Here is a 13,052-nt window from a genome sequence, read left to right on the forward strand (position 1 = left end):
CCATGGGCTTGTTACGGACGGTGAGGGACTGCGTGTACGGCATGGCCGTGGGCGATGCGCTCGGCGTGCCCTACGAGTTCAGGCCGCGCGGCAGCTTTACCTGCACGGACATGGTGGGCCTCGGCACGCACAACCAGCCTGCGGGCACATGGAGCGACGACACGTCCATGGCGCTCGCGCTGTGCGACAGCTACCGCGAGCTCGGCGATATCAATTGCGACGATATCCTCGTCAAGTTCCGCAATTGGATAAACGAAGGCGCATACACCGCCGACGGGAACGTCTTCGACTACGGCAACGCCACCAGGCAGGCGCTCGATACGGGTTGCGGGCTCACAAGCGAATACAGCAAGGGCAACGGCTCGCTCATGCGTTGCCTGCCTATGGTGTTTATGGAATGCTCCGACTGCGACATAAGGGAGGTCAGCGCGATCACCCACGCTACCGACGACTGCTGCCAGGCCTGCGTGGACATGATCGCCTATGCCCGCGAGGTGCTTTACAGCGGGCACGCCGGCTGCGAGAGTGAGGACAGAGCTGGTGCCAGCGGCGGCTACGTGTGGGATACTTACCACGCCGCCATCTGGTGCCTAGAACATACCGACAACTACCGCGACTGCGTACTGACCGCCGTGAACCTGGGCGACGATACCGACACCACGGCTTGCGTGGCCGGTGGATTGGCCGGCATCCTGTACGGATACGAGGGCATTCCGACCGAGTGGTTAGAGGCCTTGCGCGGCAAGGACGTGATTGAGCCTTATTTGTTCGGCGGGGCTTACGGTGATGACCTGTGCAGGTTCGTTAAGCGCTTCGAGGATTCGCTGGACGGTCCCACCCGCGACTTCCACGCGTTGGCCCATGACATGTTCGGCCTGGGTTGGCACATGGACTTTGGCGAGGCCTTTGCCGGGGCATATCCGCGCTCCGGTACGGCCGAAGGACTGCGAGAGGACATAGACACCATAGACGACGTTGGGCTTCTGGGCAGCGGCGTCTTCTCTCGGTGGCGCTATATAACGCACTGGAAGTACGATAGCGTGCCTGATGAGGACGATCTGGAGTGGTTCAGGCTGGCGCTCGGGAGGCTTCGCGAGCTGGCATAGGGGTGCCGTGATTTGAATCGCTTGCCTGAGGTGGCTGATGCCGACTTAAAGCACGGGGAGATATACCGCAGCGCTATTGCTTTATTGCCTGAGTGATCTTAGGACCATACCTTTTATTCGATAGCGGGGCGACGGAATCGTCGATCACCATGCGCGCGCTATCTTCGACGGGCAGCCCCCTCATGGGCATCTTGCAGGCGAGAGGGGTGCGGCTAACGTCGGCCAGAGGCGCGGCAAGGGCGCTTTGGTATCAAGCTGCAGCCTCAATCACCGCTCCATCTGAACAGGCATCTTCTCAATCCAGTACCAATCTGGCTTACAACCCCCCCCATTAGCTCCCAGCTAATGAATTTGAGCTCGCTGCCTTCTACGATGTGCTGTGTACCGGCGCGGTAGCCGGATCGTAGGAAGGATGCATAATGAAAAAGCTCGAAAACGAAGTGCTGCTGAGCCGTCGCGCTGCACTTGGCGCATTCGCCACCGTCGCCTTGGGGACTGCCGGTCTTCTTGCCGGTTGTGGTAGCGATAAGGCGACCGTCACCGAGGACGCTGGCGATGGCGACAAGAAGGAAGAGGCGAAGAAGGAAGAGCAGCCTACGACTGACCTGGCGGTTGGCACGACGGTGACCACAGCTGCCGGTCTTTCCGTCGTTGTCGATTCCGTCCAGCCCGGCCTTACAAATTATGACGGTTCGACCATGACGGGCATTCACGTCACGTACGTCAACAATGGCGATGAGGGCGCAGATTACAATATCTACGACTGGAAGGGCGAGGACGCCAACGGCGCCCAACAGAATCAGGGTTACTACAGCGAGGGCTCCGATGAGCTGCAGTCTGGTACCCTTTCCGCCGGTGGCTCCGTGGCGGGCAATATCTACTTTGATGGCGATATCAAGAAGGCACTGTATTTTGCCAACATGTTTGATAAGTCTGCCACTGCAAGCTGGGTGCTGGCCTAGCATGTCGCTACCGTTGCGCCGGATGGGAGGTGAAGTCGTATGCCCGATAAAAAGCTGACCGAGGAGTTGCTCAATGAGCTTCTCGATGCGCCGAACATCGATGGCTATATCAGGGAGCACGACTTTGCCGCCCCGTCGCTTTCGGATTACCTGAAGCAGCTACTGCAGGAAAAGGGTTTGGAGCGCTCGCGCGTGGTTCGTATGGCCGATCTCAATGAGACCTTTGGCTATCAGATCTTTACCGGTGCGCGTCATCCGAGTCGCAATAAGGTACTGCAGATTGCCTTTGCGATGGCGCTGACGCTCAAAGAGACCAACCGTGCGCTGACGGCTGCCGGGGTAAGCGTCCTTAACTGCAAGGACCGCCGCGATGCGATTATCATCTTTTGCATCGATCGCGGGTGCAGCCTCCAAAAGGTCAACGAGGAGCTGTATCGCTTTGGCGAGGAGACGGTGAATTAGCCGCTGATATCTGAGCCGGCGGAGCTGTCGAACAACGATGCAAACGAACGGGGCGCGGATGCGATGGGGTGTCTGCGCCCTGCGCTATGATGGAGGCTATGGATACTCAGGCCCCAACATATTCCAATGACGAGCTGACCGCAGCGCTTGCCGAGCACCTGGCGTCGCTCGATCGCGACGACAGCTATCGCGTGGAGCGTGTACTTAAGCGCTCGTCCGTTGAAACAACCGAGCTCGTGTACTTTGAAGGAGCCGGCGGTGGTTCGCTCGGTCCCTTTGTCCGTAAACGCATCGATGCTTCGGCTCAAATCGGCGGGGCATACGAGCGTCTGTTTGCCGCTCAGCGGGCAGGCAGGCGTTTTGAGCACCTGCCCAGAATCGTCGATTGTCGTCGTTCGGGCGACGAGCTCAACGTGGTTATGGAATACATAGAAGGGGAGACACTCGGGGCGCTGGTGGACCGTCTGGGATCCGCTCCCGATTATGCGCGTGAATTGTATCCTGTCCTTTGCGACGCCGTGGGCGAGCTCCATGCCGGTTTTGCAATGGCGGGGGAGGCTTCGGCGCCGGTGATCCATCGCGACCTCAAGCCGTCGAATATCATCGTGGCAGGTGCCAACTATACGCCTGATGACGGCCTGACGTTTTCATCGCTGGTGATTATCGACTTGGGGATCGCGCGCGTGTGGCGCGATGGCGCCGATGCCGATACTGTCAAGTTTGGGACACGGCCCTATGCGCCGCCCGAGCAGTATGGGTTTGGGCAGACGAGCGTGCGAAGCGATGTCTACGCGCTCGGTGCCCTGCTGTTCTTCTGCTTGACGGGAGTCGACCCTAAACCAGGGCTCGACATGCGCGAGCAATGCGAGGTGCGCGGCATTCCCACTCCACTTGCCGATGTCGTTTGCATGGCGATGGCGCTCGACCCGGCCAAGCGTTTTGCGAGTGCGGAAGCGTTGGGACGGGCGACGCGCGCGGCATACGATCTGAGTCGCCCCGTGCGGCCTCCTGCGCCTGCGCCTGTCCGTACTCCGGCCTCGGAGACGTTGTTGACGCCCCAAGGGCTCCAGAACCCCGCAAGGCTTCCTAGGCCTGCCACCTCCACTGCATGCGGTCTGCTCTCTCACGTTCCGGAGTCCCTGGGGCGCATTTGGAATACGCTCGTCTGCTTCTCGCTGCTTGTGTTCTTTGCCGGAAGTCACTTTGCCGTCTTTCAACCCACGGGAGCAAACCAAAGCTACCCGACGTGGCTTCTCATAATCGAGTATTTTTTCTTTGTCGATGGCCTTATGGCGCTTATGCATTTTGCGGTGCTCGATAAGCGCCGTCTACGTCGGCGATTCGCACTGCTCGACAGCTATCGCGGCAAGAAACTCGCGAAACTCTGGCTCAAGGCATTGGGTGTGCTGCTCCTATGCATGATCGTCATAGTCGCAGTTGCCAATGCGACCGGCGTCGTCGATACCTCCGCTACCTAAAAGAAAAGGGCCCCATTGGGGCCCTTTGCAGTTGCACTTAGATGCGGTTCATCTGAGCGGCGACTTTGTTGTACCAGTCCTGCCACGTGGGTGGGCAGTACTTTTTGGCCGCAGCCGGGGTAAGGGTGGAGCCGTAGTTGGCGCCCAGATAGGCAACGTGAGCGAAGATGCCCTCGCTCCAGCTGCCAAAGCTGCGCCAACCGCCGCCACGTGCACTCCAGCCCCAGGCGTTGTAAGAATTGGCGCAATAAGCACCCTTGGTGCTCTCGATGCAGGCGATGGCGGGGGACCAACGGGGGTCGACACCGGTATTCCAAGCGGCGACGGCAAAGTTATAGCCCTGGCCTGCCATAGGGGAGCCGGCGAGGTAATTGTCGATGCGGCTCGTCCACTCATTAATGAACGAATCGTAATCGGAACTACCGGTGTTGGCGTTGTTCACCGTGGTGTCGATGGTGGTGTTGGCGTTGGTGGCCTGGCTGCTGGAATTGCTGCCGCTCACGCCCTCGCCCGAGAGCTTCTCGGCGGCAGCGGCCTTATCGGCCTCAAGCTTGGCAAGCTCGGCGGCATTTTCCTGCTCGGCTTTTGCCTGTGCCTCGCTGCGGAGCTGCTGGGCCTGCGCCAGCGCATCCTCGGCGTTTTTCTGCTCTGCCTCAAGCTGAGACTTGGCCTGCTGGAGCTCGGCCTTGTTCTGCTCGAGTTCGGTTTGCATGTTATTGAGCTCTTCGATCTCGTCGACGCTCGAGCTTGTGATCTGGTTGGTGTATTTGCAGGTCGTGATGAACTCACCCAGGCTCTGTGCGTTGACCAGGAAGCTCACGATGGGGTTGGTGCCCTTCTGGTACTTGTACAGATCGCGCATGGCGGCGCATGCCTTTTCCTGCTGATCGGGAAGCTTCGCCTCGATCTTTTCGATACTTGCCTCGTTGGCGTCAATCTGCTTCTGCAGATCGCCGAGCTTGGTACGGGCATCGTTGTAGGCGCTCGTGGCGGCTTCGATCTTCTGCTGGGCGGCGGCAAGCTGATCCTGCGTTGCCTGCGAGGCGGCATACGCCGCGACGGGGGAGAGCATCGGCGTGGCCGTCAACGCAACGGCGAGCGCGGCGCTCGTGATGATACGAGCCGGCTTCGACGCGATGAGCGCTGCGGTGCGATGATTCGAATGCTGCATCCAGTCCCTCTGCAATCAATCGTAGGTTATTGTTCCTCAGGTATTCTACTACTGCTTTCGACCTCAACTTGAACCTTAAAGGTTTTAAAGGGTCAAGTTGAACTTGAGACTTTGGCTTTGACCTGCAGTTATATCGAATTGTTGAGAAACCATAGAGTTCAACTTTAACGTTACGGGGGCCTGTCTGGGACGGGCTTTGGACTGTGAAAGCTATCTCAACGTTGGGGTTTGTGGCTATAAGGCCCCATTGCGGCGAGCTTGCCCTACTTCGTTGAGCGCCTGGGCGGGGGTGAACGAACAGGTGCCGTCGCCGAGTTTGATTACCCTGATGTTGTCACCGGCGTGGGCATCGGAGACGAGGCCAAACTGCTCGATGGCGGTATCGTGTCCGCCGGCGACGGGCGTCTTGCGCGTGCCTTTGTGCGCCGATGTATCGATGGAGGTGATGTAGGCGGCACCGTCGTAAGCGTCGTTTGCGGTGCGCAGAGGAGCAGTCGCTTGGCGCGCTGCGCCAACTCGCGTTTTGCGGCATCGAGGATGGGGTTATCGGTTGGAAGTTCCTGGATCACGCGTGCGCCTTTCACTCGGGGGTATCAATATGCTGAACCCTACAACAACGGTGGGTTCATTGCCGCTTGTCATACGGCGGTGAGCGCGGCCTTCATGCTGGATAATTGCGTTGATTGTCATAGATACAGTGGAGCTTTAGGAGGAAACGGTCCGGCACGCTAAAATAAACGGGTTGCATAAAGACCGCCCGTCGTGGGCAGTTCTAGATAGGAAGTTTCCATGGCATTGCAGTTTACAGAGCGCGAGTTTATCCCCGTGCTGCTCGGTGGTGACATCAACGCCTATTCGGTAGCGCGCGCCTTTTACGAGGAGTATCAGGTCAAGAGCCTGGTCTTTGGCAAGTACCAGACCGGTCCTGCGTACCGCAGCCAGATTATCGACTACACGCCCAATGTTGATATCGACACCATGCCGGTCATGATCGAGACCATTAACGGTGTCGCGCAGGCCAATCCCGATAAGAAGATTATTCTCATGGGCTGCGGCGACAACTATGTCGCGCTTGCCGCACAGGCTCAGGATGCCGGCGAGCTTGCCTCAAACGTCATCGCGCCCTATGCGCCCTACAGCATGCTCGAACAGTGCCAGAAGAAGGAAATCTTCTACGAGCTGTGCGAGAAGCACGGTGTTCCCTATCCGCATACGTTTACCTTTACCATGGCCATGCTCAACGCCCAGGGCGAGGCTCCTGCCGAGGTGCTCGACCAGATCGATTTTCCCTTCCCGATGATCCTGAAGCCTTCCGACGGCATCATGTGGTGGGAGCACGAGTTCGAGGGCCAGAAGAAGGCCTACGAGATCGCCGATCGCGCCGAGCTGGAGCAGGTCATTCGCGATGTATACGCGAGTGGCTACACCGATGATCTGATCCTGCAGGATCGCGTGCCCGGCAACGACGAGTACATGCGCGTGCTTACCAGCTATTCCGACCGCAACGGCAAGGTGCGCATGATGTGCCTGGGCCACGTGCTGCTCGAGGAGCACCAGCCTCACGGCGTTGGCAACCACGCCTGCATCATCACCGAGCCCAATGACGAGCTCATGGGCGGCGTGCGCAAGTTGCTCGAGGACCTCAAGTTTACGGGCTTCTCCAACTTTGACGTCAAATACGACGAGCGCGACGGTTCGTTTAAGTTCTTCGACTTCAACACTCGCCAGGGCCGCAGTAACTACTACGTCACCAACAGTGGCTTTAACGTTGCCAAGTACGTAGTGGACGAGTATGTGTACAACCGCCCGTTTGAGCCCGAGTTTGTGACGGCGCAGAACGAGGCGCTGTGGATGGTTGTCCCCATGGGCGTGGTCGATAAATACGTCAAGGATCCCGAGCTGCGCGCTAAGGCGCATCGCCTGGTCAAGGAGGGTAAGGCCGCCGACCCCTCGTTTATGAAGGGCGACTTTGTCTTTAACCGCTGGCTGCGCATGTGGCACACCAAGCTGCGTCACTTTAAGCTGTTTAAGACGTATTACAAATAGGATGAACGTCGCGCCCGCCCGGTTTGTATCGGACGGGCGCGGGTATGATACGCGCAATGCTGCGAGCGTCACCAAGGAGGCGGCGATGGAAAAGCTGGGAGTTATCGGCGGTATGGGCGCCGAGGCCACGTCGTATTACTACGACCAGGTGGTGCGTCACACGGCAGCCGCCCGCGATCAGGAACATATCGACATGGTGGTGCTCTCTAAGTCGACCATGCCCGACCGCACACTGGCCATTAAGACCGGCGACCACACCGAGTTGCTGGCGACCATGAAGGAATGCGCGCAGGCGCTCGAGACGCTGGGCTGCGCGCACATTGCCATTCCCTGCAACACGTCGCACTACTTTTACGATCAGATTCAGTCGTTTACCTCGGTCCCCATCATCCATATGCCGCGCGAGTCGGTGCGCTATGCGCTTGCCGGCGTGGTGATGGGGGAGTGTGAGTTCGACCCCAACTTGAGCATGCCGGCCGAGCCGGTGCGCAAGATCGGCATCATGGGTACCGATGGCACCGTGGGTGCCGGCGTCTACGGTCGCGAGTGCGAGGCGGCGGGCGTCGAAGTCGTCTATCCCAGCGAGAAGCGCCAGGCCGATGTGATGTCGCTTATTTACGATGACGTGAAGGCAGGACGCGAGCCCGATATGGATAAGTTTGACCGAGTGATGTGGGAGTTTGCCCGCAGCGGCTGCGACCGCGTCATTCTGGCCTGCACGGAGCTTTCGGTGCTGCAAAAGTATCGCGAGATGCCCGAGATCGCCCTCGACGCCATGGACGTTTTGGTACGCGAGTCCATCATCCGCAGCGGCGCCCCCTACCGCCTGTAGCCCTCGACCTGCCAAAAAGGGACAGGTTTATTTTGGTAGGTTTTATCTGGGAAAACAGTAAAGGCCTCGGCTCGTTTGTGCGAGCCGAGGCCTTTTGCATTTTGCGGTTGCTGCTTGGTGCTGGAGCTTAAAGGACGAGACTGACATTTGCCCATATAAAACCGACCAAAATAAACCTGTCCCTTTTTGGCAGGTTAGAACAAGAATCCGAGGACGATGAGGGCAATGCTGGCAATAAGTATGGCAATGTCCATGCCCTTAATGGGATAGCGCTTGTACGAGCTCGCGCGCGTACGCAGATAAAAGCCACGTTGCTCGGCCGCCAGGGCAGTGGCATCGGTCTTGCCCACGGAGCTCACCAGCAGCGGCACGCAGAGCGGTAGCATGAGCTGGATCTTCTTGAGGGGGTTCTTGGTGTCGTATTCAACGCCGCGCGCGGTCTGCGCCTCCATGATGGCGTTCATCTCCTGGCTAAAGACCGGTACAAAGCGCAGTGCCGTGGTAAACGTGAACGCATAGCGGTACGGCACGTGCAGCACCTCCACGCAAGCGTTAGCGAGATCGCCGAGCTGCGTGATGGTGAGCATGAGGATGAGCGGCAGCGCCACGCCGAGCAGGCGAAGCGCCGCCTTGGTGCCGGTGATAAGACCATCTGTGGTAATCCAGGCAAAGATGGGGGCTCCGGTGCGGATAAAGGCGGTCTGCAGGACCAGCATGATTAGTGAGAGCGGCACCATGAGCTTGACGAGCGAGACTAGGCCTGCGGTCGATTTGGCGTAGATGCCCAAGATAAAAGTCAGCACAAGCAGGGCGATCAGGAGCACATAAGTGTCGCCGAGGAAGGTCGCCAAGATAATAGCCGCGGCCAGGGCTAGCTTGGTCACGGGGTTCAGCCGGTGCAGCAGTGAGTCTCCGGGCACGTAGTCGATCACGTTAGTCATGCTTGAGCATCTCCTTTACCAGGTCGACCAGATCGGAGACCTGACTGATTCCGGCGAATCGGGGCGAAACGTCGCGCGCGAGTTCTTTGGACAGGGCCACAACCTGCGGTGGCTCCACGTAGGCGGCGCGCATGAGGGCATCGTCGGCGAAGATCCGGTTCGCGTCGCCGCGCTCGAGGATGCGTCCGTCTGCCATGACTACCAGGCGCTGGGCAAAGTCCGAGACGACCTCCATGTCGTGGCACACCATGATCACGGCGCAGCCGCGCTCGGCCATCTCGCTCACCGTCTCCATCACGGTCATGCACTCGCGGTAATCGAGGCCGCTCGTGGGCTCATCGAGCAGAACCACCTGTGGATCGAGCACAACCACGGACGCTAGGGCGACCATCTGTCGCTGTCCGCGCGAAAGCGAGAACGGCGATTCGTCCAAGGGGAGCCCAAAGCGCTCCGCCGCCACCCGTGCACGCTGGCGGGCCTCGTCGGTGCCGACACCGTGCAGTTCAAGACCAAAGGCAACCTCGTCGAGTACGGTGTCGCGGCAGAGCTGGCGGTCGGGGTTCTGGAACAGCGTCGCGCATTTTGCAGCGATCGCGCTGGTGGGGACGTCGGCGGTGTTCATCCCCGCCATACGCACGGTTCCCGACGCTGGATGCAGAAGGCCGTTCAACAGCTTGGTGAGCGTGGTCTTGCCAGCACCGTTCTGGCCGATGATGCCTACGAGCTCGCCGGGATAGACGCACATGTTGAGGTTGCTGACCGAGGCACCGCCATGGGGGTAGGCAAAGGTCACATCGGTGAGTTCGACTACTGGCTCCTGATTAACGCCGCGGGGGACCGCCGGGATATGGGGAGAGGTCTCGGGCACATCGGCGGGCGCGTCCTTGCTCGTTGCATCCGCAAGTAAGGACGAGATAAGCTGGTGCGCTTCGGAAACATTGAGGCAGGGCGCCTGATCGCTCGGCAACAGACCCACTTCTGCCAGGCTGTTCGCGATGCGCGCGACGCGGGGACTGTCGACGCCCATCTGGCGCAGCTCGCTTGCGTGGGCAAAGACCTGGTGGGGTTCGCCGTCAAACGCGAGCTTGCCGTCTGCCATGACGAGGACGCGGCTGCAGTATTTCGACAACAGCGCGACCTTCTGCTCGATAACAACCACGGTGATGCCGTGTTCGCGGTTGATCTGGCGCAGCGTGTCAAAAACGAGCGTGGAGCTTGCCGGGTCGAGCGCTGCCGTGGGCTCGTCGAGCACGAGCACGTTGGGCGCCATGGCGATGATCGCGGCGATTGCGACTTTCTGCTTCTGCCCGCCCGAAAGCGTGGCAATCTCGCGGTGGCGCAGGTCGCTAATGCCGACGGTCGTCAGCGTCTGGCTGATGCGCTCCTCGATTTGATCGTGCGGTATGCCAAAGTTCTCGAGGCCAAAGAGCATCTCGTCTTCAACGATGGGCGCAACCATCTGGGCATCGATGTCCTGCAGCACGCTTCCCACCACGCGCGAGATATCCGTGAGGGTGATCTCGCAGGTGTCGCGGTCATCGACGAGCGTGGCTCCAAAGAGCTGGCCGGTGTAATGGTGGGGGATGGCTCCGCTCATAACGGCGGCAAGCGTCGATTTGCCGGCGCCTGAGGGGCCGATGACGCCCACAAACTCACCCTTTTCGATGGCGAGTGAGACGTGATCGAGGGCATTCTGCGCCTCGTGCCCATAGGAAAATGAGACGTCATCGAGCTTGATGATGGTATTGCTGGAGCTCATGGGGGCCTTTCTATCGTAAAAGAGCACCGGCCGCAAAACGACCGGCGGTCTACATGGTAGCAAGTATTACTACTTGGACTTGGAGAAGACCTTCTTGAGCGGAACGCTGAGGGCCTGGACCAGGATGGCGTTGAAGACGGCGGTGCCTGCGTGTGGCCTGTCAGCTACTTAGTCGTTAAGCTTGAGGGCCTTCTTAATGGGGATGTAGAGGGCGGTCACGATGATGGCGTTGGCAACACCGGTGGCGACGACGACAGGAGCCATGACGCCCATGAAAGCCGGGTTGTTCATGACGCCAAAGGAGAAGATCGCCGCGTAGATCATGCCGGAGATGAAGGTGACAACAAAGGTGCTGACGAGCGGGAGCAGGCCCTTGACCTTGGAGTCGGCGAGCACGGAGACGAGCAGAGCCATGACCATGGCGGCGACGGGCTCGGCGATCAGGTCGGGGCCCTTGACGGAGGCGGTGATTTGGATTACCACGCCGGCGAGGAGGCCGATAATCGCGGATTGGCCGATGTTGGGCTTGACGATGAGAATCTCGAGGCAGAAAGCCGCGATGATGAACTCGGGCGAGAGGAAGCCTCCGGTGAGGCCGCTAAAGAACTTGGAGACGGTCATGTTGAGGACGAAACCGGCGGCAAGCAGGATGGCGAGCAGGACGAGGGCGCGGATATCGAGTTTGCCGCGGTCAGTGGTCTGGACGGTGCGGGGCTGGGCGGTGGTGTTCTGAGACATGTTGAAAATCCTTTCGGAAGGGGAGTGCAAGGGAAAAGCGGAGGCGCGTGATGCGAATGCGATCGGGCTCGAGATAGAAAAAGGCCCCCGGTCGAAACCGGAGGCCTTTCAATCACCTAGAGCGCAAAAACAGGCGTGAGGGACTCACTGTCGACCGATCGTATTCGCATCACGCCACCACCAGTTGTTGAGGGACTTCATCGCGTTCTTCATCTTGGTGGCTCCTTTCGTGATGCCATGGCGCAGTCGCACCTTGTTTCTGTTGCGTTGCACTATAGCACAGCAAAGTGTTTGCGGGGAATCTTTTTTGAAAGATTTCAGCGACGTTTCCCGCCGGTCGAAGGGGCGGGCTGAGCGGGGGGCGACCTTGGCCATTCCGCCCGCGCCTTAAGGTGTGGGGTTCTTAGGCCTTCTTGCGACGATAGATCACGAAGCCACAGACACCGATGATGATGGCGCCAACACCCATGGCGGCCATGTTGTTGCCCTTGGACTTCTCCTCGGTGATTGGATGAATATCATACCAATGTGGATTTACTTCTTTCGGCGGTGAATCAGGTTGATGGCGTAGCCCACGAGCAGGGCCAGAACGATGACGATAAAGCCAAGGATAGGGTTGTCGTTCACGGGGTTCTCCTATTTTCCGAGTGGTGAGAATTCGTCGACGATGAGGTCGAGGCATTGCGGAAGCGCGCGGGCGCCAAAGACACCGGAGTTGCTGGAGATGATCTCGCCATCGAACTGCATGCCCAGCGACGGCGTGCAGGTAATCTTGGCTTCCTTGGTCTGGATAATCTTAAACTGCGGGCGGCCGAGCACCTTGCCGGCGGGGTCGAGCGCGGCGGTGATCACCGTGGGGAGCAGCTGCACCGTGCGCACGGGTTCAATAACGACGATGTCGACCATGCCGTCGTTCATGCGGCAGCTGGGGAACAGGTTGATGTCGTTTTGGATGACTGAGGTATTGCCCGCCATGCAGCAGATGCCGTCGAGCTCCTCGACCATGCCGTCGTGTTCAATGGTAAAGTGCGCCACCGTGGGGTTGGGCGTGGCGAGCGCGGAGAGGAAGTAGGCGATCTCGCCAATGTCGTTTTTGGTGGGGGCGGCCTTCATCATGATCTCGGCGTCGAAGCCCGAGCCGGCGATGATGATAAAGCCGTGGCGCTTCTCGTTACCGTTCTCGTCGATCCAAAAGAGCTCACCCATGTCCACCTTGACCGTGCGGCCGGCGCGGCAAGCCTTGGCAAGCGCCGCCGCCTCGGGGGCATTACCGATGTTGTTAAAGAACAGGCAGGCTGTGCCGGAGGGGAAGATGAGCGTAGGGACACCGCACCCGCGCATCTGGTCGAGCACGTTGGAGACGGTGCCGTCGCCGCCCGAAACGACTACGCGGTCGAACTCACGAACGTCCGCTACCGCGTCCTCGGGCTCCATGCCATCGCCGATAAAGCGCATTACGACCTCGTCGCCGCCCTGTGCAAGAGCGTGCGTGAATGCGTAGATTTCATCGGAGCTGGGACCCGATGCCGGGTTGTGGATGATAAGGCAGCGCATACT

12 protein-coding genes are annotated in these 13,052 nt (G+C 59.4%); 6 read left to right on the forward strand and 6 right to left on the reverse strand.

The genetic code is table 11. From position 1 onward, the window contains the following. The first annotated feature begins 2 nt into the window (after positions 1-2). The 4 genes from ACTNA2_RS03270 to ACTNA2_RS03285 all read left to right on the forward strand — a co-directional run bounded on the left by ACTNA2_RS03270 (position 3) and on the right by ACTNA2_RS03285 (position 4,008). On the forward strand, positions 3-1,106 hold the full coding sequence (locus ACTNA2_RS03270; protein WP_441048600.1) for an ADP-ribosylglycohydrolase family protein: 1,104 nt from the start codon (positions 3-5) through the stop codon (positions 1,104-1,106). Positions 1,107-1,525: 419 nt separating this feature from the next. Further along, positions 1,526-2,068 carry a DUF4352 domain-containing protein gene (locus ACTNA2_RS03275; RefSeq protein WP_154517316.1) on the forward strand — a complete coding sequence of 181 codons (543 nt, stop codon included), beginning with the start codon at positions 1,526-1,528 and terminating at the stop codon, positions 2,066-2,068. A 39-nt stretch (positions 2,069-2,107) separates the two neighbouring features. Beyond that, complete coding sequence (locus ACTNA2_RS03280) at positions 2,108-2,530, forward strand: XRE family transcriptional regulator (RefSeq protein ID WP_154517313.1); 423 nt, start codon at positions 2,108-2,110, stop codon at positions 2,528-2,530. Positions 2,531-2,628: 98 nt separating this feature from the next. Then, complete coding sequence (locus ACTNA2_RS03285; RefSeq protein WP_441048601.1) at positions 2,629-4,008, forward strand: serine/threonine protein kinase; 1,380 nt, start codon at positions 2,629-2,631, stop codon at positions 4,006-4,008. 37 nt (positions 4,009-4,045) lie between these two features. Here ACTNA2_RS03285 and ACTNA2_RS03290 read toward each other — a convergent pair whose 3' ends face one another. Further along, entirely contained in the window at positions 4,046-5,179 is a 1,134-nt protein-coding gene (locus ACTNA2_RS03290) for a coiled-coil domain-containing protein (RefSeq protein WP_427748224.1), read from the reverse strand. Positions 5,180-5,968: 789 nt separating this feature from the next. Between ACTNA2_RS03290 and ACTNA2_RS03295 the strand changes: the two genes are divergently transcribed. Both ACTNA2_RS03295 and ACTNA2_RS03300 read left to right on the forward strand, forming a co-directional pair. Then, positions 5,969-7,225, forward strand: coding sequence for an ATP-grasp domain-containing protein (locus ACTNA2_RS03295; protein ID WP_427748222.1), 1,257 nt, complete (start codon positions 5,969-5,971; stop codon positions 7,223-7,225). Between the two features lie 85 nt (positions 7,226-7,310). After that, positions 7,311-8,057: an aspartate/glutamate racemase family protein gene (locus ACTNA2_RS03300; protein ID WP_441048602.1), complete on the forward strand. Its 747-nt coding sequence runs from the start codon at positions 7,311-7,313 to the stop codon at positions 8,055-8,057. A 194-nt stretch (positions 8,058-8,251) separates the two neighbouring features. On the opposite strand, the gene ACTNA2_RS03305 is transcribed toward ACTNA2_RS03300, so the two are convergent. From ACTNA2_RS03305 to ACTNA2_RS03325, 5 genes are all read right to left on the reverse strand, one after another. Beyond that, positions 8,252-8,998 (reverse strand): energy-coupling factor transporter transmembrane component T family protein, encoded by a 747-nt coding sequence (locus ACTNA2_RS03305; RefSeq protein WP_427727867.1) that lies wholly within the window; start codon positions 8,996-8,998, stop codon positions 8,252-8,254. Next, on the reverse strand, positions 8,991-10,757 hold the full coding sequence (locus ACTNA2_RS03310; RefSeq protein WP_441031568.1) for an ABC transporter ATP-binding protein: 1,767 nt from the start codon (positions 10,755-10,757) through the stop codon (positions 8,991-8,993). The genes ACTNA2_RS03305 and ACTNA2_RS03310 overlap by 8 nt, the downstream gene beginning before the upstream one ends. 168 nt (positions 10,758-10,925) lie before the next feature. Next, on the reverse strand, positions 10,926-11,495 hold the full coding sequence (locus ACTNA2_RS03315) for a hypothetical protein (RefSeq protein ID WP_441048603.1): 570 nt from the start codon (positions 11,493-11,495) through the stop codon (positions 10,926-10,928). 144 nt (positions 11,496-11,639) lie between these two features. Beyond that, positions 11,640-11,870 carry a hypothetical protein gene (locus ACTNA2_RS03320; RefSeq protein WP_441015732.1) on the reverse strand — a complete coding sequence of 77 codons (231 nt, stop codon included), beginning with the start codon at positions 11,868-11,870 and terminating at the stop codon, positions 11,640-11,642. A 261-nt stretch (positions 11,871-12,131) separates the two neighbouring features. Beyond that, a complete protein-coding gene (locus ACTNA2_RS03325; protein WP_441048604.1) occupies positions 12,132-13,049 on the reverse strand; it encodes a diacylglycerol/lipid kinase family protein in 918 nt (305 codons plus the stop codon). Positions 13,050-13,052 lie beyond the last annotated feature (3 nt).

This window comes from Collinsella sp. HCP28S3_E9 (genome assembly GCF_052065455.1).
Classification (GTDB): domain Bacteria; phylum Actinomycetota; class Coriobacteriia; order Coriobacteriales; family Coriobacteriaceae; genus Collinsella.